Below are 23,311 nucleotides of genomic sequence, written 5' to 3'. Positions count from 1 at the left end.
GGATAGTCCGGGGCTACATCGGTGCAATAACGCAGGATTTTGGTATGTGTCTTGCACTTTAAAGGTGATTTCACACCTGCTTGGCGCCCTAATTCGGTGCTTTTAGCTGGCTTGTGTTACGCAATTTTAAAAATAACTTATTGATAATAAAAAATAAAATTAACCGCTATCAGTTTGTATGCAAATCAAGACAGTTTTATTTCATTGGGAGTAAGGCACCACAATGGAACCAAAGCGGCTTGATTGCACAAGATTGGTGCGAACTGTCTGTTCATAAAGAGGCTGTCTGAATGGAAAACCTGAACAGCGCTGTGGAAACTCTGGTTCACGGCGCCAACACCCTGTTTATTCTGATGGGCGCTATCATGGTGCTGGCAATGCACGCGGGTTTCGCTTTTCTGGAGGTCGGTACTGTCCGCCAAAAGAATCAGGTCAACGCGCTATCTAAAATCATCAGTGATTTTGCCATTTCTTGCCTGGCATATTTCTTCGTTGGTTACTGGATTGCCTACGGCGCCAATTTCTTTGCTGATGCAGCGACCTTGTCCGAGAATAATGGCTATGCGCTGGTCAAGTTCTTCTTTCTGATGACCTTTGCTGCAGCCATCCCGGCTATTATCTCCGGCGGCATTGCCGAGCGCGCCAAGTTTGCTCCGCAGTTGTGCGCCTCGCTGTTGATTGTGGGTCTGATTTACCCCTTCTTCGAAGGTATCGTATGGAACGGCAATTATGGTTTTCAGGCGTGGCTGGAAGTCAGCTTTGGTGCGCCATTTCATGACTTTGCCGGCTCTGTGGTAGTGCATGCCGTCGGCGGCTGGCTGGCGCTGGGCGCCGTGTTGATGCTGGGCGCACGACGCGGGCGCTACCGTGCAGGGCATGTGGTTGCCATGCCGCCATCCAATATACCCTTCCTGGCGCTCGGTGCCTGGATTCTTTCGATTGGCTGGTTCGGCTTCAATGTGATGTCGGCGCAGACGCTGGAGGGTATCAGCGGGCTGGTTGCGGTCAACTCGTTGATGGCGATGGTGGGGGGCACCCTGGCTGCGTTACTGGTTGGTCGCGCGGACCCTGGCTTTATTCATAACGGTCCGCTGGCGGGGCTGGTGGCAGTATGTGCTGGTTCTGACCTGATGCACCCGCTAGGCGCGCTGGCGACTGGCGTAGTTGCTGGTGGTTTGTTCGTCTGGACCTTCATCCTCACGCAGAACCGTTTGAAAATCGATGATGTACTCGGCGTCTGGCCGCTGCACGGGTTGTGCGGTGTTTGGGGTGGGTTGGCTGCCGGTATTTTTGGCCTGCAGAGTCTGGGTGGTTTAGGCGGCGTCAGCTTTATCTCACAGCTGCTCGGTAGCCTGGCTGGCGTGGTAGTGGCGCTGTCGGGTGGCTTGCTGGTATATGGCGTGATTAAAGCCATCGTTGGCATACGTCTAAGCGAGGAAGACGAGTTTCAGGGCGCCGATCTCGCCATTCACAAGATTGGAGCCATCTCGGAAGATTGATTTTCGAGCATAAAAAAACCGGGCATAAGCCCGGTCAGACTGCTGACAAAGCCCTGGCTCTTTAGCCGGGGCTTTGTTTTTATATGGGCACTCCAGAATGTCAGGGTATTGCTCATGCTGCGCGATCGTCCCCCGGTTCAGTCCGCTCTCGAATTTGTCTGTATTGACGAGCTGGTGCCACAAGATCACCTGTTACGTAAAGTTGATAAGCACATCGACTTTTCTTTTATCCACGATCTGGTCAAGGATCTGTACTGCGCTGATAACGGCAGGCCCGCACTGGATCCCACTCTGCTGTTCAAACTGCTACTGCTCGGTTATTTGTTCGGGGTGCGTAGTGAACGGCAACTAATCCGCGAAGTGCAGGTGAATGTCGCCTACCGCTGGTTCCTGGGGCTGAGCCTGACGGACAAGGTGCCCGACGCCAGCACCCTGAGCCAGAATCGACGCCGCCGGTTCAATGAGTCCGATGTTCACCAGCAGATCTTTGATGAAATTGTGTTTCAGGCCATCAAACGCAAGCTGGTTTCCGGTCATGTTCTGTATACCGACTCCACCCATCTCAAGGCCAATGCCAACAAGGGCAAATGGGTCAAGGCCAAAGCGGTTTCGGAGCGTCAGGCTTATATGGACGAGCTCGATCGTGCCATTGAGGAGGATCGCTTCGCACATGGAAAAAAGCCCTTGCCCTCGCCATCCAGGGAGCCGGAGTCGAGGGAAATCAAACAGAGCACGACTGATCCGCAAAGCGGCTACATGACCCGTGACAACAAACCTCAGGGGTTTTTCTATCTGGATCACCGCACGGTGGACGGCAAGGCCAATATCATCACCGATGTGCATGTCACGGCGGGTAATGTTCATGATGCGGTGCCTTATCTTCAACGGCTGCAGCGCCAGAAGGATCGCTTTGGTTTCCAGGTGACACACGTGGGGCTCGATGCCGGCTATCACGTTACGCCGATCAGCAAGGGGCTGGAGGATCAGCACATCAAGGCGGTATTCGGCTATCGCCGACCCAGTCACCGCAAGGGGTACCTTTACAAGCACGAGTATCAATACGACGCGGACAAGGACCACTACATCTGTCCGCAAGGCCAGACTCTGCTCTACCGCACGACCAGCCGTGAAGGCTATCGGCATTATCAGTCTGATCCGGATCTATGTCGCAGTTGCCCCCTGCTGTCGCGCTGTACCAGCAATGCCAAGTGTCAGAAAACGATCACTCGGCATGCATGGGAAGACTGCAAAGAACGCCAGGATGCGCACCGGCTGACGGAGTGGGGCAAGGCGGTGTACAAGCGAAGAAAGGAAACGGTGGAAAGGAGCTTTGCCGATGCCAAGGAGCTGCATCAGTATCGCTATGCGCGTTACCGTGGCCGAGACAAGGTGCAAGCGCAGTGTCTGCTCACGGCGGCCGCACAGAACATCAAGAAAATTGCTCTGATGGCGGCATGAGGGCTGTTTTTGCCCCACACCTGCCGCTGTAAGGCGTGGAAATCCTCCAGTGGCCCGCTCACTCGCTTATATCGAGTTCATCTGGTTCCGGATGGATAACGCGGACGAGGCTGGCTGAACCTATAAAAAACAAAACCCCGTCCAAAATGGACGGGGTTTGTCAGCGATCTGACCGGGCATAAGCCCGGTTTTTTTATGGCAGATTTACTCTTCCAGATTACCCATCGCGGTGATGTTGAAGCCACCGTCGACGTAGGTGATCTCACCGGACATACCGGATGCCAGGTCGGAGCAAAGGAAGGCGCCGACGTTGCCGACTTCGTTGATGGTGACGTTGCGGCGCAGCGGGGTTTGTGCCGCGTTGTGCGACAGCATCTTGCGGAAACTCTTGATGCCAGAGGCCGCCAGAGTGCGAATCGGGCCAGCCGAGATTGCGTTGACGCGGGTGCCTTCCGGACCCAGGCTGGTGGCCAGATAACGTACGCCAGCTTCCAGGCTCGCCTTGGCCATACCCATGACGTTGTAGTTGGGCATGGTGCGCTCGGCGCCAAGATAGGACAGGGTCAAAAGGCTACCGTTGCGGCCTTTCATCATTTCGCGACCGGCCTTGGCCAGTGCGACAAAGCTGTAGGCACTGATGTCGTGGGCGATACGGAAGCCTTCACGAGTAGTGACTTCCGCAAAGTTGCCGTCCAACTGATCACCGGGAGCAAAGCCGACCGAGTGGACGATGCAGTCCAGTCCATCCCACTTCTTGCCCAGTTCGACGAATACCTGATCGATCTCGGCATCATCGGCAACATCGCACGGGAAGCACAGCTCAGGACCTGAGCCCCAGCCGGCGGCGAATTCTTCAACCCGTGCCTTCAGTTTTTCGTTCTGATAGGTGAACGCCAGTTCGGCGCCCTCGCGGTGCATCGCCGCGGCAATCCCTGAGGCAATGGAGAGTTTGCTGGCAACGCCAACGATGAGTACGCGCTTTCCGCTGAGAAATCCCATAGTGCTTTCCTGTTTTGTTACTGGGCCGTCGTGGCCTTGTTAAGGGTGTTGGGTATGGCAAAAGCCGCATCCAGCAACTGACGAGTATAGTCATGCTGCGGTGAAGCAAAGATATCGCCTGCCGGTCCCTGTTCGACTACCTGTCCCTGACGAATGACCATCAGCTGATGACTGAGGACCTTTACTACCGCCAGATCGTGGCTGATAAACAAATAACTCAAATTATACTTCTGCTGCAGATCGCGCAGCAGTTCTACTACTTGTCCCTGCACGGTACGGTCCAATGCGGATGTCGGCTCATCGAGCAGAATCAGCTTGGGTTTGAGTACCAGTGCCCGCGCGATGGATACCCGCTGGCGTTGGCCACCGGAAAACTCGTGCGGGTAGCGGTGCCGGGTATCGGGGTTGAGACCGACTTCCTGCAACGCCTGAATCACCATCTGCTCACGCTCGGCAGCCGTGCCTATACGATGAATCTCCAGTCCTTCGCTAATGATCTGGCTAATCGACATACGCGGGCTCAGACTGCCAAAGGGGTCTTGAAAAACCACCTGAAACTCGCGTCTTAGTGGCCGCACATCATTCTGACTGAGATTGTCCAGCCGATTGCCATTACATTCAATAAGGCCTTCGCTATCGATCAACCGCAGTAGTGCCATGCCCAGCGTTGTCTTGCCCGAACCGCTCTCACCAACGATGCCGAGGGTCTGGCCCTGCGGCAGGCTGAAGCTGATGTCGGTCACCGCCTTGACGTGATCAACGGTACGCTTGAGTACTCCCTTTTTAATAGGAAACCATACCTTGAGATGCTCGACGCGCAAGATTTCTTTAGCGCCTGCGTCCACCGGCACCGGCTCGCCGCTGGGGTCCGCCGCCAGCAATTGCTGGGTATACTCATGGCGCGGGTCACTAAAAAGAGTGGTGCAATCATTCTCTTCGACGACGCGACCCTGATACATGACACATACGCGATGGGCAATCTTGCGTACCAGGTTGAGATCATGGCTGATCAGCAGTAGCGCCATACCAAGCTTTTGCTGCAGCTCTTTGAGTAAATCCAGGATCTTCAGCTGCACTGTTACATCCAGTGCGGTAGTGGGCTCATCGGCGATCAACAGCTCTGGCTCGTTGGCCAGCGCCATGGCAATCATCACTCGCTGGCGTTGTCCGCCCGATAGCTCGTGGGGGTAGGAGGCAAGACGCTTTTCGGGATCGGGAATGCCGACCAGCGTCAGCAGCTCCAACGTGCGAGCGCGGGCATCCTTCTTGTTCAGCCCCTTGTGCAGGGCCAACACCTCGTTGATTTGTCGCTCGACCGTGTGTAGCGGATTAAGCGAACTCATGGGCTCCTGAAAAATCATGGAGATGCGATTACCACGCACCTTGCGCAGTTTTTTCTCGCTTGCCTTTAGCAGGTCCTCGCCGTCGTAATAGATCTCACCGCAAGGATGATGGGCGACAGGGTAGGGCAGCAGGCGCAGGATCGAGTGCGCCGTGACAGACTTGCCGGAGCCGCTCTCGCCGACTAATGCCAGGGTCTGGCCCGGCTGAATATCAAAGCTGACGTCGTGGACTGCCGTCACCTGACTGTCGCCTTGATTAAAGGCCACGCTCAGGTTGCGGATGCTGATCAGGGGCGTATTGGTCATCTCATTTCCTTGGGTCGAAGGCATCGCGCAGCGCCTCGCCGATAAACACCAGTAAGCTCAGCATGAGAGACAACACAACGAAAGCCGTAATGCCTAGCCAGGGAGCCTGGAGGTTGTCCTTGCCCTGGGCAATCAGTTCGCCCAGCGAAGGTGAGCCCGGCGGCAGACCGAAGCCAAGAAAGTCCAGAGAGGTCAGGGTGATGACGCCGCCGGTAAGGATAAACGGGAAGAAGGTCAGGGTGGCGACCATGGCGTTGGGCAGAATATGTCGGAACATGATCACCCCGTTGCTTGCCCCCAGCGCACGGGCTGCCCTGACATACTCGAGGTTGCGACCGCGCAAGAACTCGGCGCGTACTACGTCGACCAGCGACATCCAGGAAAACAGTAGCATGATGCCCAGCAGCCACCAGAAGTTCGGTTGCACGAAGCTGGCCAGAATGATCAGTAGGTAAAGGACGGGGAGGCCGGACCAGACCTCGATAAAGCGTTGCCCGATCAGATCCACGCGTCCACCGTAAAAGCCCTGAATCGCCCCCGCGATCACGCCAATTATGGAACTGAAGATGGTGAGCGTAAGAGCAAACAGTACTGAGATGCGGAAGCCGTAAATCACTCGTGACATGACATCGCGGGCCTGATCATCGGTTCCCAGCCAATTGTCCGCCGAAGGTGGCGCGGGCGCCGGCACATCCAGATCGTAATTGATGGTGCCATAGTGATAGGGGATGGGTGGCCAGAGCATCCAGCCGTCGCCATCGCCTTCAATCAGTTGCTGAATGTAGGGGCTGCGGTAGTCGGCCTCGATGGGGAACTCACCACCGAAGTCCGTCTCTGGGTAGCGTTTAAATACCGGGAAGAACAGCTCGCCCTGAAAACCAACGGCCAGTGGTTTGTCGTTGGCGATCAGTTCTGCGCCCAGGCTGAGTACAAATAACAGCATGAACAGGTGCAGCGACCACCAGCCGCGCTTGTTGGCGCGAAAACGGGCAAAGCGGCGTTGATTAAGCGGTGACAGCTTGATCAGGCTCATGTTCAACCCTCCCGGCTGTCGAAGTCGATCCGTGGATCAACCAGGGTGTAGGTAATGTCGCCGATCAGCTTTACCACCAGACCCAGCAGCGTAAAGATAAAGAGGGTGCCGAACATCACCGGATAGTCTCGATTGATCGCGGCTTCGAAGCCCAGCAAGCCGAGCCCGTCCAGAGAGAAAATAACCTCGATCAGCAGCGAGCCGGTAAAAAAGATGCTGATCAACGCTGATGGAAAGCCGGCGATAATCAGCAGCATGGAGTTACGAAACACATGGCCGTAGAGCACGCGGCTTTCGGATAGCCCCTTGGCTCGCGCAGTAGTCACATATTGTTTGCCGATCTCATCCAGGAAGCAGTTTTTGGTCAGCATGGTCAGGGTCGCGAAGCTGCCAACCACCATGGCGAAGATGGGGAGTACCAAATGCCAGAAGTAGTCACCAATCTGCTCCCAGGTACTCATCTGATCGAAGTTGTTGGAGGTCAGGCCGCGCAGTGGAAACCAGTCGAGATAACTGCCGCCGGCAAATACCACGATCAGCAGTATGGCGAGCAGAAAGCCCGGGATGGCGTAGCCCACAATGATCAGCGAGCTGGTCCAGATATCAAAGGCCGAGCCATGCCTGATGGCCTTGCGGATACCCAGGGGAATGGAAATGAGATAGGTCAGCAGAGTGGTCCATAGACCGAGGGAGATGGAGACCGGCATCTTCTCGAGTATGAGGTCAGTCACTTTGGCGTCACGGAAGAAGCTATCGCCAAAGTCAAACTGCAGGTAGCCCTTGATCATCAGCCAGAAGCGCTCGTGGGCCGGTTTGTCGAAACCGTACATCTTCTCGATTTCTTTGATGATGTCCGGGTCCAGCCCCTGGGCCCCGCGATAGTTGCCGCCGCTGGCGACTTCGCCACCGCCTCCGGATACGCGGCTGGTGGCGCTACCTTCAAAGCCTTCCAGGTTGGCAATCATTTGCTCAACCGGGCCGCCCGGTGCGGCTTGAATGATCAGAAAGTTGATCAGCAGAATACCGAACAGCGTAGGGATGATCAGTAGCAGGCGGCGAACGATATAAGCCAGCATGCTTAGTCTGCCTCGCTGACAGGCGTGGTGACGGCGGGCACGTCATCGCTTTGCATGGGCGTGTCTGCTTTATCTGGATCGACCCACCAGGTGAACAGCCCGATACCGTATTTTGGCGACGTTTGCGGGTGGGCAAATTTGTCCCAGTAAGCGACGCGATAGACCTTGGTGTACCAGTTGGGTACGAGCAGGTGTTGCGCGCGTAACGCGCGGTCCAGTGCGCGCGTATGGGTAACCAGTGACTCGCGCGTGTCGGCTTGCACCAGACCATCAACCAGCGCGTCGACGGCTGGATCTTTCAGCCCCATTAAATTGCGGCTGCCGGGATTATCTGCGCTGCTGGAGTGCCAGTATTCACGCTGTTCATTACCTGGTGAGTTGGATTGGCCAAAGCCGCTAACCACCATGTCGAAGTCGCGCGAGCGCAAACGATTGATGTACTGCGAGACGTCAACCCGGCGCAGTGTCATCTCGATACCCAGCGACGCGAGGTTGCGTTTGAAGGGCAGCAAGACGCGTTCAAATTCGGCTTGAACCAGCAAAAACTCGAAGCTCAGCGGCTCGCCTTCAGGATTGACCAGTTGATCATCAACAATCTGCCAGCCGGCCTCCTGCAGCAGCGCATAGGCTTTTCGTCTTTGCTCGCGCAGATTGCCACTGCCGTCAGTTGTTGGCGGGATATACGCAGGCCCAAAGGCCGCAGCTGGAAGTTGGTCGCGCAACGGCGTTAGTAGCTCAAGTTCAGCGGCATCGGGCTCACCTTGAGCAGCCAGCTCCGAATTGTCGAAATAACTGGCCGTTCGGGTGTAGGCACCGTGAAATAGTTTGGCATTGGCCCATTCAAAGTCGAACAGCAGGCTGATCGCCTCACGCACGCGTACATCCTGGAAGTAAGGTTTGCGCAGGTTGAAGACAAAGCCCTGCATGCCTTGGGTGTTGTTGTTGGGGAGCTCTTCCTTAATGATGCGACCTTCGCGCAATGCCGGGCTGTCGTAGCCTATGGCCCAGTTTTTTGCTGCCATTTCCTGGTTGAAATCGAACTGTCCGGCCTTGAAGGCTTCCAGCGTCACACCGCCGTCGCGGTAGTAATCGACCACCACACGGTCAAAGTTGTTGAAGCCGCGCTGAACCGGAAGATCCGCGGCCCAGTAGTCAGGATCGCGCTTGAAGCTGATGCTGCGACCGGGGCGGACATCGTCAATCTCGTAGGGGCCGCTACCCAAGGGTATATCCAGTGAGCCTTTGGTGAAATCACGTCCTTCCCAGTAATGCTTGGGAAGCACCGGTAGTTGTCCAAGCACCAGCGGCAGCTCGCGGTTATTACCGTGATGAAAGTGAAAGGTCACGGTTTGCGGATCGTCGGCAACCACTTCCTGAACATCACCATAGTAGGCGCGGTAAAAGGGCGCACCCTGTTCTACCAAGGTATTGAAGGTAAACACGACGTCCTCGGCGGTGATGGCTTCCCCGTCATGGAAACGAGCTTCGGGGCGCAGGTGAAAGCGCACCCAAGTGCCGTCTTGTGCCTTCTCCATACTCCCGGCGATAAGCCCGTACTCGGTGAAGGGCTCGTCAAGGGCATGGAAGGTAAGAGTGTCGTAAATCAGGTTAAGGTTGTCGGCTGAGGTGCCGCGGCTGATGTAGGGGTTGAGTGAGTCAAAACCACCGAAGCCAGCCAGCCGTAAGGTTCCGCCCTTGGGGGCGTCCGGGTTGGCGTAGTCAAAGTGTTGAAAGTCGACCGGGTACTTGGGCGCTTCATCGTAGAGGGTCAAGGCGTGCTGTGGCAGTGGCTGATTGGCGGTAGCGACGGCGGTGCAGCAGGTGAGCAGAGCCAGACAGGCAGATTTCAGCAAAAGATGCATTCAGAGACCTTATTGTTCTAGTGTGTTGCAGGCTCTTCCCACCAGCTGCGGATGACCAGCGAGTAGGGCGGTATATTCGGGGTCTGCAGCCAGGTGCGATAGGCGATGCGATGGTAGTTTATATACCAGTTCGGAATTGTATAGTGATTCCACAGCAGTACCCTGTCCAAAGCGCGCGTTGCAGCCACCTGCTGGCTGCGGCTGGTCGCGCCGCTTAATTTATCAATTAGGTCATCGACTACCTGATTATTCACCCCGGCGTAATTGCGACTGCCTTTGACGTTACGTTGGCTGGAGTGAAAATAACCGAATTGCTCAAGTCCCGGTGATAACCCCTGCGGCAAGGTGGCAAGAATCATGTCGTAGTCAAACTGGTCCAGGCGCGCCTTGTACTGGGCGCGATCCACGGTCCGAATGTGCATGTCTATACCCAGTCGCGCCAAGTTGGCTCGATAGGGCTGCAGGATGCGTTCCAGACTCGAGTTAACCAGCAGTACCTCGAACACCAGTGGCTTGCCGTCTTCATTTTCCAGGCGGCCGTTACGCAGTGTCCAGCCAGCCTGATCAAAGAGGTCAACGGCTTCACGCAGGGTTTCACGCGGAATACCGCGCCCATCTGTCACGGGTAGACTGAAGGGCTGTAGAAAGAGTTCCGGCGGTAGTTCTTCGCGGTGCGGTGACAGGTACAGAAATTCCTGGCCCGCCGGGAGGCCGGTAGCGCTGAACGGACTGTTCGGGTAGTAGCTCAACGACCGCTCATATGCCCCATAAAAGAGCACTCGGTTAGACCATTCGAAATCAAACAGCATGCCCATGGCCTTGCGCAGCGCGAGGCTATCGAAGGGGCGTCGGCGAGTATTAAAGAACAGCGCCTGGGTAGAGCTGGGGATTTCATGTGAAATGGCGCGCTTTACTACGTCGCCGTCAGCGATTGCCGGAAAGTCGTAAGCGTTAGCCCAGTTGCTGGCCTTGTGGTCAATATACAAGTCGAATTCGCCGGCCTTGAAAGCTTCGAAGGCTACGCTGTTATCGCGATAGAACTCGACTTCCATGCGGTCGACGTTGTATTTGCCGCGGTTGATCGGCAGGTCTGCGCCCCAATAGTCCTTTACGCGCTCGTACACCACGCTGCGTCCCGGATCGACCCGGGTGATGCGGTATGGCCCGCTGTTGAGTCCGGGCTGGAAGGTGGTCTCAGTAAACTCTCGATCTTTCCAGTAATGCTCAGGCAATACGGGTAGTTCGCCTAATCGCAGGATCAGCAGACGGTTATTGGGGCGTGAGAAAACGAAACGAATACGCCGCTCACCCAGAATGTCGACCCGCTCTACATCCTGCAGCATGGAGCGGTAGTTGGGGTGTCCGTTTTCCTTGAGTAAGCGATAGGAGAACGCGACGTCCTCGGCAGTAATGGGTGTGCCGTCGTGAAAGCGCGCTTGCGGGCGCAGGTTAAACACGACCCAGCTACGGTTATCGGCAAATTCCAGGGTTTCGGCAATCAGTCCGTAAGCGGAGTAGGGCTCATCTCCGGAGGGGTCGTAAATGCCGCTGCCGGCCATGAGCGGCTCGTTCAGCTCGCTTATACCAAACTGGGCAAAATCCCCGGTATTGATCGGACTGGTGCCTTTGAGGGTGTAGGGGTTGAGGGTATCAAAGGTACCAGAGCCCATAACCCTTAAGGTGCCACCCTTGGGCGCGTCGGGGTTGACGTAATCGAGGTGTTGAAAATTTTCCGGGTACTTGGGCAAGCCATAGAGGGCGTAGCCATGCTGCGTGTGCACCGCCGCGCCTGCAGTCAGCGATATCAGCCAGCAGAGCAGGAATGCGGTGATGGTGTAAGGACGGAACAGCAGCGACATGAATACCTACGCGGAATATAGCCAGAGAACGTCCGCGCGGCGCAGTGGATCTGACCTTTTAAGGTGACCCGACCGGCCGCACGTCGCCAATTGTTGCCAAAGCTAACATTCCCGCAGGTTAGACGGAAGGGGCTGCGTCGCAATCAGGGCACGAACAGGGTGAGTTGCTGCCCCGGTTGCAGATAGCGATCCAGTTTGTTCCAGCTGCGGATCTTTTCGATCTTTACATTGAAGCGAGCAGCAATAGTGGAAAGCGAGTCACCTGACTGCACGGTATAGGTGACGCTGCGATTATCTGAATTGCTGCTGTTGCTGCCACCCGGCAGCATCAGTGTTGAACCGACGCTAAGGACATTGTCGCTCAGCTCGTTATAGCGCTTGATGTAGTTAACCGTCGTACCGTGCGCCCGAGCAATGCTCCACAGGCTGTCACCAGGCTTGATACGGTAACTGAGGGCCGAATTGCTGGCTAATGCCTGGGCCGGCGTGGGTAATTCGACCGGGCCGTCGCTGAGCTGCGGTAGCATCAGCACTTGGCCGATATGCAGCAGGGTGCCGTTTATGTCATTGGTTTCGCGAATAACGCCGACGGTCAATTGATAGCGGTGTGCGATCTGGGACAGGGTGTCGCCACTGCGCACCTTATACGCTTGATAATTGAGTCGTTCGTCGTTGGGTAGCTGGGCTAGCGCCTCGGTGAACTGCTCTGCCTGGTCAATGGGGATCAGTAGTTGATACTCGCCCTGCGGTGCGGTCACACGCTGATTGAATGCGGGGTTGAGTTTGAGTAGTTCTTCAGTCGGTATGTCCGCCAGTTCGGCAACTTTATACAGGTCAATCTGCTGATCGACAGTTACCTCGGCAAAGTAAGGCTCATTTGCCAGCTCTGGCAAATGGGTTCCGTAGCTGGTGGGACTGTCAATGATTTGTGCCAGAGCCAGCAGCTTGGGGACGTAGTTCATGGTTTCGCGCGGTAGTTGCAGATTCCAGTAATCGGTCGGCAGGCCTAATGATTCATTGCGTTTGACCGCGCGTCCCACGCAACCTTCACCGCAGTTGTAGGCGGCTAGCGCCAACAGCCAGTCGCCGTCGAAGTAGTTGTGAAGGAGACTGAGGTAATCGAGTGCAGCTTGGGTTGAAGCGGTAACATCACGGCGCCCGTCATACCACCAGTCCTGCCTGAGAGAGAAGTTGCGGCCGGTAGACGGGATGAATTGCCAGAGGCCCGCAGCTTGTGCGCTGGATAGCGCCTTGGGGTTGTAGGCGCTCTCGATGAAGGGTAGTAGGGCTAGTTCCTGTGGCATGTCACGCGCTTCAAGCTGCTGCACAACGTAGTAGATGTAGCGTTGAGCGCGGGGGGTGGCGAGTTCGAAGTAGCGGCTTTGGCTGGCGAATACGAGGCGTTGCTGGTCTATGCGCGGGTTGTCGATCAGGGCGGGGTCTAACATGAATCCAGAACGGATTCGGCCCCAGAGCGTGGCAGGCGTCTGCGGCTCTACACTGACCACGGGGCTGGTGGGGCGAATCAGCTGTTGGCGTTTTTGCGCTTCTTGCGCCTTCTGCTGTTCAGACTGCCCCAAGAATCGATAATCGGAGCGTTCCGTAGTCTGACAACCTGAGAGTGCTAAGACACCCGCTAAAGTTCCGAATACCAGTGCTTTGGGCAAGATGGCAACTACCGGATAGCTCATTTTAGACCCCACAAAATGGTGGAGATTTTATTGAGTCATCCGGTTACGGTCAAGACGTGCTCGATTTAAAAGCTGTCCTTCCAGGCGCGAACTGCCGCGAAGGTCTCTACGCCGGGCGCCAGAGGCTTGCCTGTATGATTGCTGGCAGCGCTCACTACCGATGGGTTGTCAGCCCGTAAAAAGGGGTTGGTAAGGAGCTCAAGAGCCATCTCGCTGGGCAGTGTCATGCGTCCTGCCGCGCACAAATCCTGCACCACCTCCAGCCGCACTTTGATGTCCTTGTTGTCCGGCTCGACCGCGTGCGCGAACTGCAGATTGGCTTGGGTGTACTCGTGAGCGCAATAGATGCGAGTCGCTGCTGGTAGCGCAGCGAGAGTGCTGAGTGACGCATGCATTTGTGCGGGCGTGCCCTCAAACAGTCGGCCGCAGCCGCCAGCGAACAGGGTGTCGCCACTGAGTAGCCAAGGCTCGCCGTGGTTTTCGCAATAATAGGCGATATGCCCAAGGGTATGGCCGGGTACGGCAATAACCTGTAGCTCAAGGCCAAAGAGCTTCAGCGTGTCACCCTGCTCAAGCGCACGGTCGCGTGCCGGAATGTTTTCGGCGGCGGGGCCCCACACCTTGCAACCTGTCCCGGCCTTGAGCGCGGCAACGCCGCCGACATGATCGGGGTGGTGATGGGTAATGAGAATATCGCTGAGGCTGTACTCGGGATGCTTGCCTAACCAGTTGATGACGGGCTTGGCGTCACCGGGATCAACCACGGCAACACGCTCGCCGTCGTCAGCCAGTATTAACCAGATGTAGTTATCATTGAATGCAGGTAGCGCGATAAAAGTGGACATGGAAAGCCTATTCTTTAATCTGTAGATTCATCTTAACCAACTCTGCGCCTGCGCCAACCCCTATCTGGAGATTTCATGGCTCGTCAGCAATCCTCGCACTCCAACGGACAGGCCGATTTACTCCGCCTGTTGCACGAGGCGCGTGAGTGGCTGGCTTCCGCTCCGGGCCAAATGCTGCTTGCCGCGGAGAGGGCAGCGCAGCAGGAGTTGCTGCCTCAATGCTTTGGCCAGCATCTGGTTCAGTACGGACTGGCGCCCGGGATGCTGGATCCTGAAGAGGCAGTGATGCGGCATCATTGGCATCTGGATATGGAGGCCCGTGAGGGCACCCTGGCCGTTGAAGAGACGCGCTGGCCGTTTTCTCCGCAATCGTTGGATGCAGTGGTGTTGCACCATGGCTTGGACTTCAGCCTGTCTCCGCGACTGTTGTTGCGTGAGGCCAGTCAGGCGGTTCGGGCTGGAGGTCATCTGGTTGTTTTTGGCTTTAATCCGCTGAGCACTTGGGCGGCACCGCACTACCTGGGCCAGAGCTGGCTAGGGCAGGCCGGGTTTGTGCGCCCGGGTCGGCTGATTGATTGGCTTGAACTGCTGGGGTTTGCGGTGGAGAAACGTCTTGATGGGTGCTATCGTCCGCCGCTCATGTCGCCGGCCTGGCTGCAGCGTCTCACCTTTTTCGAACAGTTGGGACAGCAGCGGCTCCTGCCTGGCGGCGGTTTTTACTGTCTGCTGGCGCGCCGGCAGATGTTCGGGGCGCTGCCGCAACGTCAGCGCAGCAGGGCTTTTCCAACGCTGACGCTACCACCTATGGCAGCGGGTACTCGGCGCACGCATAAACGAGATAGGCAATGACTCAACCCATTGAGATTTTTACTGACGGGGCCTGCAAGGGCAATCCGGGGCCAGGCGGCTGGGGTGCGTTACTGCGCCTTGGTGAGAACGAAAAAAGCCTTTATGGCGGAGAGTTGAATACGACCAATAACCGCATGGAGTTGCTCGCAGCTATTCGCGGTCTGGAGGCGCTCAAGCGTTCCGCAGAGGTGGTGATTACTACCGACTCGCAGTATGTAATGAAGGGGATCTGTGAGTGGATGCCCAACTGGAAAAAACGCGGCTGGAAGACAGCCAGCAAGCAGCCGGTAAAGAATGCTGATCTTTGGCAGCAGCTGGATGAACTGGTCAGTCAGCATCAGGTTGAGTGGCGTTGGGTGCGTGGCCATACCGGTCACCGCGAAAACGAAATTGCCGACGAGCTGGCTAATCTTGGCGTGCAGCACGTATTGAATGAGCGTAAGGGGTAGGGCATGCGTGAAGTAGTGCTGGATACTGAAACAACGGGTATCGAACACAAAGAAGGTCACAGGATTATCGAGATCGGCTGCGTTGAGCTGATTGATCGACGCCTAACGGGCCGGCATTACCATGTCTATATCAACCCGCAGCGCGAGATTGATGAGGGTGCGCAGGCGGTTCACGGCATCTCCAGCGAGTTTCTCGCAGACAAACCCCTGTTTGGCGATATCGCAGATGATTTTATGAACTTCATCAGTGGCGCCCGATTGGTGATTCATAATGCCGCCTTTGACGTGGGGTTTATTGATAGCGAACTGGTTCGCCTGAGCAAAGGGCATGGTCTGGTAGCCGAGCATTGCAGTGTGCTGGATACGCTGTTGATGGCCCGGGAAAAGCATCCGGGACAGCGCAACAGTCTGGATGCGCTCTGTAAACGTTACGGGGTAGATAACTCGCAGCGTGACCTGCACGGCGCCTTGCTGGATGCGGAAATTCTGGCTGACGTTTATCTGCTGATGACCGGTGGCCAAACGGCGTTATCACTCGCCGCCAACGGCCAAGGCAATGACGACGGTAGTGATTCGGCGAGCAGTATCCGTCGACTGGACCCGGCAATGCGCGCTGGCTTGCAGGTGCTGCGTGCCAATGCCGATGAGTTGGCCGGACATGAGGAGCGGCTGGCCGCGATAGAAAAGGCAGCTGGGTTCGCACTGTGGAAAGGCGCCCCAGCCGCCGCCGAGTAATCGTCAAAGCTGTTAGCGTTAGAGCGAGAGGCCAGCGGTTCACACCGCTGGCCTTTTTTGTTGCCTTAGATCCAGAGCGTAACGGCCAGTAGGCCGACACCGCCGAGTACCACGGTGTAAGGCAGTGCCATCACTACCATGCGGCCATAGGACAGGCGTACCAAAGGTGCGATTGCCGAGGTGAGCAGGAATAGGAAAGCGGCCTGCCCATTGGGCGTGGCAACACTGGGCAGGTTGGTGCCGGTGTTGATGGCGATGGCCAGGCGCTCGAACTGCTCGCGGCTGATGGCGCCGCTGTCGAGGCTCTCCTTTACTTCCGATATATAGACAGTTGCAACAAAGACGTTATCGCTGATCATCGATAAAAAGCCGTTGGCCAGGAAGAACATACTTGGCTGGCTCTCTGCCGGTAGCGCGAGTACGGCGTGGATGATTGGGCTGAACAGGTGCTGTTCATGAATCACCGCAACAATGGCGAAGAAGACGATCAGGAGCGAGGTAAACGGCAGAGCCTCTTGAAAGGATTTGCCTATCTGGTGCTCATCGATGATGCCATTGAAGGAGGTGATAAGAATAATCACCATCAGGCCAATGAAACCGACCTCGGCCAAATGCAGTGCCAAACCTGCCACCAGTAATAGTGCTGCCAGTGCTTGAACCATCAGAGCGGCTTTTTGTGGCGCCTTGCGTTTGAGCTGCTCGGCAGTCGCAAACTCTTCCAGTACATGACGCACTGGCCTGGGCAGGCGAGCACCATAGCCAAACCAGCCCGTCTTCTCCAGTATCAGGCAGGTAAGCAGTCCAGCGGCCAGTACCGGCATGCTGACTGGGGCCATTAAGACGAAGAACTCAATGAAGTCCCAGCCAGCGACCCCGGCAATCAGCAGATTCTGTGGTTCGCCAACGAGTGTGCAGACACCACCCAGGGCGGTGCCGACAGCGCCATGCATCAGCAGGCTGCGCAGGAAAGCGCGAAACTCTTCAAGGTGCTCTCGGTGCAGTGGGTCCTCGACCGGAGTGCCGTCCTGACTATCGGTACCTGCCCCTGCGGAGGCGACCTTGTGATAAACACCATAAAAGCCCACGGCAACGCTGATAATGACCGCTGTTACCGTCAAGGCATCCAAAAAAGCTGACAGCACTGCTGCGACCAGGCTGAACATCAAGCCCAGCAGGGATTTGGAGCGTACGCCGAGAATCAACTTGGTGAAGGTCAGTAGAAGAAGATCCTTCATGAAGTAGATGCCGGCGACCATAAACATCAGTAGCAATATCACCGGGAAGTTGGTCAGCACTTCTTTGTAAAGCGCTTCAGGCGAGGTCATGCCGATCAACAGCGCTTCCATTGCCAGCAATCCGCCGGGCAGCAGCGGATAGCACTTGAGCGCCATGGCCAGAGTGAAAATAAATTCCAGTACCAGCACCCAACCGGTTATATAGGGGCCAAACAACCAGAGAAAGGCGGGGTTAAGTAGTAGGAAGGCGACTATGGTGCGCTTGTACCAGTTGGGAGCCTGGCCTAGAAAGTTTTGCCCTAATGCCGGCAGCATGGCGTCAGACATGGTGAGGTTCCTGTCATGTGTTAAGGAGAAAAAGCAGATTCAGGGTACGCTGCCTTATTCTTGGTCTTCCTTGCGTTCAGGGCAATGTGGCATGGCGCCACCCACCCATCAGGCTGGGCGATACTACCGGAATAGGTTTAGTAATAAAGTAGTTCAAGGAACAAGCTATACGAATTTTCAGTACCTTGGGCCATATTCTTCATTGATTGGTTATGGTGTTCTGCTTTTAGCTTGATATAGTCATACAAATGAAAAGGTCGGTAGTGCAGGGCATTAACCGACACAGTGACGATTCTGTTGACATAAAAAGAAGGTCAAGTATGCCTGAATTCAAGACATTGCTGGTGGAGCAGACCGGCAAAGTGGCCCATATCCGTATTAACCGTCCAGAAAAGATCAACGCGATGAATCGCGATTTTTGGGCTGAGATGATTGAGGTCTTCGGCTGGGTTGATGAAACCGACAGTATTCGTTGCGCCGTTATATCGGGTGAGGGTAAACACTTTTCCGCCGGTATTGATTTGACCATGCTGGGTGAAGCTGCGACGCAGATGGATAAGGATATCGCCCGCAAGGCAGAGGCTATACGCCGTCATGTTTTGCACCTGCAGCACTCCTTTAACGTCATTGATCAATGCCGCAAGCCGGTTCTGGCCGCTGTGCATGGTTATTGCATCGGTGGTGCAATCGACCTGATTACCGCCTGTGATATGCGCTATTCGACCGAGGATGCACACTTTTCGATCAAGGAAATCGACATGGGCATGGCTGCCGATGTGGGTACCTTGCAACGCTTGCCCCGTGTGATTGGTGATGGCATGGTTCGGGAAATGGCCTATACCGGTCGCCCTGTCTATGGTGTTGAAGCTGCCCGTATTGGTTTGGTGAACCGCACTTTTGCTGATCACCAAGCGCTGATTGCTGGTGTCATGGATGTGGCTCAGAGTATTGCCGCTAAGTCGCCTGTGGCCATTCGCGGCACAAAAGAAATGATTCGTTTCGGTCGAGACCACAGTGTTGAGGACGGTCTCAATTACATTGCAACATGGAACGCCGCAATGCTGCAGTCGGAAGACATGAAGATTGCGATGGCCGCACACATGAGCAAGCAAACGCCAGAGTTTGCTGACTAAGCGGCTTCGGGCCCACGCAGGGATGGTTGGAGACTGAATGCTATGTTAAGCGGTACCACGTCACTAGATCTTGTTAGGGATGAGCTCTTCACCAGTATGGGTGAGGTGGAAAATCTGCTTCAGCAGTTTCTGGATGATCGTCAGAACGGCAACCTCTTGCAGCAATCAATAGAAGGGCTGCAGCAACTGCGCGGCACCCTGGCGCTGATTGAGCTTAAAGGCGCAGCCGAGTTGCTTGACGAGATGGTCGCGCTGGCGACTGATATTCCAACGCATGATGGTGATGAGCGTAACGAGCCCTTATCGGCTCTCTGTGACGCTTTGTTCCTGCTCGAACGCTATCTTGATCAGGCGCGGCAAAGTGGCCGCGAACGGCCTGAGCTGCTGTTGCCAACGATCAATCAGTTGCGTGCGCACCGCCCCGGGGTTCCGGCGTTACCACAAAGCCACTTTTATCCCTTGCCGGTGGCAGGCCTGCCGGCAAATCTCCGTTCTGGAAGCAAAGGGTCTATCGAACCCAAGGCGTTTAATCGCTTGCGCCAAATGTACCAGATGGGCCTGCTGAGCCTTATCCGTGATGATGCGCCCGCTGCTGCGACGCCGCTGATGCAGAGAGCACTGCAACGCTTTGAAAGCTGCCTGAGTGCGCCCGTGGCAACGCTTTGCTGGGTTGCGGGTGCCGCTTTGGAGGCCATCGAGCAAACCCCGCTTGAGCTGTCTGCGCCGCGTAAGCGACTGTTTTCAATGCTGGACCGTGAGATTAAGCGCGATGCGCAGGGTGCGTCTGATGGCGTCAATGCGGCATTGCTGCACGAGCTTCTCTATCTGGTAGCTCTGGCGGACGGTAATTGCTCGCGCAGTCAGGAGGTCGCTGAAGCTTATCAATTGCCTGATCCGGGCTTTACCGAGCTGGAAATTCAAAACGCCTTCGGTCGTCTGCGCGGTCCAGGCGTTGACGTAATGCACTCGGTGGCAGAGGCGCTGCGTGAAGAAATAACCGCAATAAAAGATTTGCTGGATTTGCTCGCACGTAATGCAGGTGATGCAGATCATTCGCTCGAGATGCTTGCTACCGGGTTGGAGCGGCTCTGGAAAACCCTTGGAATGCTGGATTTGCAGGTGGAATCCAAAGCCATTCAAGTGGTCTGTGGGCAGATCGCAGGCTGGAATAGTGATAGTCCGCAGTCGTTGGATGCACTTGAACAGGTCGCTGATGCGGTATTGCGCGCAGAAACCGCCGTCAATTACCTGGATTCGCAGGGTGATGAGGGTGAGGCTCGAATGAACGCAACCGGTGGCGTAAGCGAGCCGCTGGAGCTTAAAGAAGCGCGTATTGTGCTGATTGAAGAGTCGCAGGCCGGGTTGGCATTGGCCAAGCGGTCTATCACGGCTTACATGGAATCCGGTAACGACGCGATGCATTTGCTTAATGTGCCACCCTCTTTGGAGACAGTGCGCGGCGGGTTGGTGTTTTTAGGTATGGGGCGCGCAGCCAGTATCATCCAGATGGCTGCCAGCTTTATTCGCGAAACCATGCTGGAGCGTAAGCAGGTGCCCCAGGATCAGCAGCTTGAAGTCCTGGCGGATGCGCTTACCAGCATCGAGTTTTATTTAGAGTCGGCTGAGCGCGCGGCGGTCGCCACGGGCGATGTACTGACGCTGGCGGAAGAGAGTCTGGCTGAATTGGGTTATGCAGTTTCGGGGTCAACAGTGGAATGAGATCTTTTCGTCAGTTTGAGCCTGCGGTCAGCTTTGAACACATTGGTGCTTCTGAAGCACTGGTAGTCGTGATTTATCAAAACCAGTTCGCCATGTACGACGGCAGTTTGCTGCACGAGATGGATCAGGCGATCTATTTTGGCGATAGCGCGCATCGTTTGAAGTTGGGTCTGATCGATGGTCGACGCTGTGAGTTGCTTTACCTGAGTGCAAGCATGGATATGCCGGGTTTGAGTTGGCATGGCCTGCGCACCCTGATTGGTCAGGTTGATGATCAGCTATTTCAGTTGTTGGGTTTTTCGCAGCAATTGAATGCCTGGTACCGTTCTCATCAATTCTGCGGTAGTTGTGGCCAAGCCATGCAGCTGCGCAGCGACGAGCGCGCAATGGAGTGCTTGTCCTGCGAGCGTCGTGAGTATCCTAAAATTGCGCCCTGTATTATCGTTTTGATCACTCAGGGTGATCAGGTTTTGTTGGCGCGTTCGCCGCACTTTCCTCCGGGCTTCTTCAGTACGCTGGCTGGCTTTATCGAGCCGGGCGAATCGGCTGAGCACTGTCTGCACCGTGAGGTGAAGGAGGAGGTCAATCTGGAAGTGACCAATCTTCGTTATCTTGGCAGTCAGAACTGGCCGTTCCCTAACTCCCTGATGTTGGGTTTTCATGCTGAATACCTCGGCGGCGAAATAGTGCCACAGCCGGGCGAAATTGAAGAGGCACATTGGTGGTCTGTGGACGATCTGCCGAGTATTCCGCCGCGTGGGACTATTTCGCGCTGGCTGATCGACTGTTATCTCGCGCAGCGGGAGGGCCGAGAAGCTCCTCCTGTTCCGGTCTGAGCAAACCATGGAGTGGGTATGCAATATCTTGGCTTGGCGATTCTTGTAGGATGTATTGCGGCGCTATTGGCCTTACTTGCGCTGCGTTTCGGCTGGCGTTTCGGCTGGCTGCTTGGTTGGCTCAAGGGTAACCTGTTGTTGGCTTTGCTGGCTGTATCAGTTGTTCTCGGGCTCGCTGCTTGGGACCTGCAAAGCTTTGCAGAAATAGAGCCTAAGGCTGCAACCGTTGGTACCTTGAGTTTCAGCAAGGTAGGTAATCAGCAATATGAAGCGGTGCTCGCCAGTGCCAAGGGTAACCAAACTCTGCGTATTGCCGGAGATTTGTGGGAGCTGGAAGTAGAGGTCTTGCGCTGGCATGGGTTGCCAGCGGCTCTGGGGCTGGTTGATGGTTATCGCCTGCATCGCTTGCTTGGGCGCTATCTTGCTTTGGAGCAGGAGCGTGACAGCAGTGATGCCATGGGCAGCGCTTTGCTTCCAAATTTACATGCTACGCCACCATGGCGTGACCTCTGGGCCTGGATTGACCGGATTGAGGCGCACAGCGCAATTGAAGCCGATGCCTTCGAGGTGCGTTTTATTCCGTTGGTAGATGGTGCGCGCTTCTCGCTGGAGATGGGGCCCACCGGTTTGACGCCGGTTCCGCTTAACCCGGCCGCCACGGCCGCCATGATGCGCTTCCAATAAAAAAAGCCGCCTGAGTAAGGCGGCTTTTTTCTTGCTGCTATTGCTGGCTGTTTACGCCAGCATGCCGCCATCGACATTGATTGCGGTGCCGGTGGTGTAACTGGATGCATCGCTCACCAGGTACAGTACGGTGCCCGCCATTTCTGAAGGGTCGGCAGCACGTCGCAGAGGGATACGCTGCAGCGCATTTTTCAGGATGGCGTCGTTGGTGGTAAGGGCCGAGGCAAACTTGGTATCAGTCAATCCTGGCAGCAAGGCGTTACAACGAATACCGAACTGCGCGCACTCCTTGGCAAAGACCTTGGTCTGGTTGATTACCGCCGCTTTGGTGATGGAGTAGATACCTTGCATCTCGCCAGGCACCAGACCATTTACCGAGGCTACGTTGAGGATAGCGCCGCCGCCATTTTCGCGCATCAGCTTGCCGGCTTCGACTGACATAAAGAAGTAGCCGCGAATGTTAACGTCTACTGTCTTCTGGAAAGCCGAGAGGTCGGTATCCAGTACATTGCCGAAATAGGGGTTTGTTGCGGCGTTGTTGACCAGGATGTCCAGCTTGCCGAACTGTTCGCGAATGGCTGCCACGGTAGCGATAATCTGTTCCATCTCACCAATATGGCAGGCCATTGCGCTTGCTTTACCGCCAGCGGCGGTGATGGCGTCTGCGACTGCCTGGCAGCCGTCGATTTTGCGGCTGGAGACAATCACGTGAGCGCCCTGTTGAGCGAGTAGCTTGGCAATGGCCTCGCCGATGCCGCGGCTGGCGCCGGTTACCAGAGCAACCTTGCCGTCGAGGTCAAATAATTGGGTCTTTTGCATGGAGTGATCCTTGTTGTGTGTTGGCAATTGCAGCCTTTCAATCGAATTCCTGCCATTAGTTCAACGATGCAGGTGTTGATGCAATGGCCTAATCTAATTCAGCCAACAGTGCATGAACAAGGCTGGCGAGCTTTAATCAGAATGCGTGTTGCAATCCCATGGGTGCGGTCTATGAGGGTAATTATGTGGCCATAAAAAAACCGGAGACCAGGCTCCGGTTTTTTTATGAGCCTCGGCTCAAGCTGGGAAGAGTTCACCCAGTTTGAGTGCCAGCATCATGTCGCCTTCGGCGCGCAGCTTGCCAGACATGAACGCCTGCATGCCGTCGGTCTCACCGGACATCACGCCGATCAGGGTTTCTTTGTCCATGATCAGTGTCACGTTCGGGTCACCGGCATTGCCTTGGGCAACGGCGCAGGTGCCGTCTTTTACCGTGACGTTGAAATTTTCGTCGTCTGTAATGTCAAATTGAAAAACCAGATCCAGACCGGCAGCAGCGTCTGAATTGAACTTGGTTTCCATCTTGTTGGTAATTTCTGCAACGCTAGTCATCT

The 23,311-nt window shown here is 55.7% G+C and carries 20 protein-coding genes; 9 read left to right on the top strand and 11 right to left on the bottom strand.

Features of this window, described 5'->3' with window-relative positions; all coding sequences use genetic code 11:
* Nucleotides 1-290: 290 nt before the first annotated feature.
* Nucleotides 291-1,499 carry an ammonium transporter gene (locus tag H4J77_RS03585; protein WP_123890178.1) on the top strand — a complete coding sequence of 403 codons (1,209 nt, stop codon included), beginning with the start codon at nt 291-293 and terminating at the stop codon, nt 1,497-1,499.
* 114 nt (nt 1,500-1,613) lie between these two features.
* The gene (locus H4J77_RS03580) at nt 1,614-2,957 is read left to right on the top strand and encodes an IS1182 family transposase (RefSeq protein WP_182247016.1); all 1,344 of its coding nucleotides are present in this window, start codon (nt 1,614-1,616) and stop codon (nt 2,955-2,957) included.
* 204 nt (nt 2,958-3,161) lie between these two features.
* On the opposite strand, the gene fabI is transcribed toward H4J77_RS03580, so the two are convergent.
* From fabI to gloB, 8 genes are all read right to left on the bottom strand, one after another.
* Complete coding sequence (gene fabI / locus H4J77_RS03575; RefSeq protein WP_123890177.1) at nt 3,162-3,956, bottom strand: enoyl-ACP reductase FabI; 795 nt, start codon at nt 3,954-3,956, stop codon at nt 3,162-3,164.
* 17 nt (nt 3,957-3,973) lie between these two features.
* On the bottom strand, nt 3,974-5,605 hold the full coding sequence (locus H4J77_RS03570; protein WP_182247014.1) for an ABC transporter ATP-binding protein: 1,632 nt from the start codon (nt 5,603-5,605) through the stop codon (nt 3,974-3,976).
* Nucleotide 5,606: 1 nt separating this feature from the next.
* Nucleotides 5,607-6,629 (bottom strand): ABC transporter permease, encoded by a 1,023-nt coding sequence (locus H4J77_RS03565; RefSeq protein ID WP_123890246.1) that lies wholly within the window; start codon nt 6,627-6,629, stop codon nt 5,607-5,609.
* An 11-nt stretch (nt 6,630-6,640) separates the two neighbouring features.
* Nucleotides 6,641-7,714, bottom strand: a complete 1,074-nt coding sequence (locus tag H4J77_RS03560) for a microcin C ABC transporter permease YejB (RefSeq protein WP_182247012.1) — start codon at nt 7,712-7,714, stop codon at nt 6,641-6,643.
* 2 nt (nt 7,715-7,716) lie between these two features.
* Nucleotides 7,717-9,576: an extracellular solute-binding protein gene (locus tag H4J77_RS03555; RefSeq protein WP_182247010.1), complete on the bottom strand. Its 1,860-nt coding sequence runs from the start codon at nt 9,574-9,576 to the stop codon at nt 7,717-7,719.
* A 17-nt stretch (nt 9,577-9,593) separates the two neighbouring features.
* A complete protein-coding gene (locus H4J77_RS03550; protein WP_182247008.1) occupies nt 9,594-11,435 on the bottom strand; it encodes an extracellular solute-binding protein in 1,842 nt (613 codons plus the stop codon).
* Nucleotides 11,436-11,578: 143 nt separating this feature from the next.
* Nucleotides 11,579-13,126 (bottom strand): LysM peptidoglycan-binding domain-containing protein, encoded by a 1,548-nt coding sequence (locus H4J77_RS03545; RefSeq protein WP_235869737.1) that lies wholly within the window; start codon nt 13,124-13,126, stop codon nt 11,579-11,581.
* Nucleotides 13,127-13,191: 65 nt separating this feature from the next.
* Nucleotides 13,192-13,971, bottom strand: coding sequence for a hydroxyacylglutathione hydrolase (gene gloB / locus H4J77_RS03540; RefSeq protein ID WP_182247006.1), 780 nt, complete (start codon nt 13,969-13,971; stop codon nt 13,192-13,194).
* A 75-nt stretch (nt 13,972-14,046) separates the two neighbouring features.
* On the opposite strand from gloB, the gene H4J77_RS03535 reads away from it, so the two are divergent.
* From H4J77_RS03535 to dnaQ, 3 genes are read left to right on the top strand one after another with little or no spacing between them, the layout of a single operon-like run.
* Complete coding sequence (locus H4J77_RS03535; RefSeq protein ID WP_123890171.1) at nt 14,047-14,820, top strand: class I SAM-dependent methyltransferase; 774 nt, start codon at nt 14,047-14,049, stop codon at nt 14,818-14,820.
* Nucleotides 14,817-15,269: a ribonuclease HI gene (rnhA, locus tag H4J77_RS03530; protein WP_123890170.1), complete on the top strand. Its 453-nt coding sequence runs from the start codon at nt 14,817-14,819 to the stop codon at nt 15,267-15,269. The genes H4J77_RS03535 and rnhA overlap by 4 nt, the downstream gene beginning before the upstream one ends.
* A gap of 3 nt (nt 15,270-15,272) precedes the next feature.
* Nucleotides 15,273-16,004, top strand: coding sequence for a DNA polymerase III subunit epsilon (gene dnaQ / locus H4J77_RS03525; RefSeq protein ID WP_182247004.1), 732 nt, complete (start codon nt 15,273-15,275; stop codon nt 16,002-16,004).
* A 65-nt stretch (nt 16,005-16,069) separates the two neighbouring features.
* Here the strand turns inward: dnaQ and nhaB are convergent, their stop codons facing one another.
* Complete coding sequence (gene nhaB / locus H4J77_RS03520) at nt 16,070-17,566, bottom strand: sodium/proton antiporter NhaB (RefSeq protein WP_182247001.1); 1,497 nt, start codon at nt 17,564-17,566, stop codon at nt 16,070-16,072.
* Nucleotides 17,567-17,886: 320 nt separating this feature from the next.
* On the opposite strand from nhaB, the gene H4J77_RS03515 reads away from it, so the two are divergent.
* The 4 genes from H4J77_RS03515 to H4J77_RS03500 are packed head-to-tail and all read left to right on the top strand — an operon-like array spanning nt 17,887 to nt 21,938.
* Nucleotides 17,887-18,699: a crotonase/enoyl-CoA hydratase family protein gene (locus H4J77_RS03515; protein WP_123889894.1), complete on the top strand. Its 813-nt coding sequence runs from the start codon at nt 17,887-17,889 to the stop codon at nt 18,697-18,699.
* A gap of 42 nt (nt 18,700-18,741) precedes the next feature.
* Nucleotides 18,742-20,418, top strand: coding sequence for a ferrous iron transporter B (locus tag H4J77_RS03510; RefSeq protein WP_124014360.1), 1,677 nt, complete (start codon nt 18,742-18,744; stop codon nt 20,416-20,418).
* Nucleotides 20,415-21,254, top strand: coding sequence for an NAD(+) diphosphatase (gene nudC / locus H4J77_RS03505; RefSeq protein WP_182247000.1), 840 nt, complete (start codon nt 20,415-20,417; stop codon nt 21,252-21,254). Before H4J77_RS03510 ends, nudC begins: the two co-directional genes overlap by 4 nt.
* A gap of 18 nt (nt 21,255-21,272) precedes the next feature.
* On the top strand, nt 21,273-21,938 hold the full coding sequence (locus tag H4J77_RS03500) for a hypothetical protein (protein WP_182246999.1): 666 nt from the start codon (nt 21,273-21,275) through the stop codon (nt 21,936-21,938).
* Nucleotides 21,939-21,989: 51 nt separating this feature from the next.
* Here H4J77_RS03500 and H4J77_RS03495 read toward each other — a convergent pair whose 3' ends face one another.
* Together H4J77_RS03495 and H4J77_RS03490 are read right to left on the bottom strand one after the other, a co-directional pair.
* Complete coding sequence (locus H4J77_RS03495; protein ID WP_123889890.1) at nt 21,990-22,757, bottom strand: SDR family oxidoreductase; 768 nt, start codon at nt 22,755-22,757, stop codon at nt 21,990-21,992.
* A 237-nt stretch (nt 22,758-22,994) separates the two neighbouring features.
* Nucleotides 22,995-23,309: an SCP2 sterol-binding domain-containing protein gene (locus H4J77_RS03490; protein WP_123889889.1), complete on the bottom strand. Its 315-nt coding sequence runs from the start codon at nt 23,307-23,309 to the stop codon at nt 22,995-22,997.
* Nucleotides 23,310-23,311: the final 2 nt, after the last annotated feature.

Source organism: Pseudomonas sp. 5Ae-yellow, from assembly GCF_014077575.1.
Classification (GTDB): domain Bacteria; phylum Pseudomonadota; class Gammaproteobacteria; order Pseudomonadales; family Pseudomonadaceae; genus Halopseudomonas; species Halopseudomonas neustonica.
The sequence above is the reverse complement of the archived record's forward strand: the minus strand, read 5'-3'. Positions and strand labels throughout refer to the sequence as shown.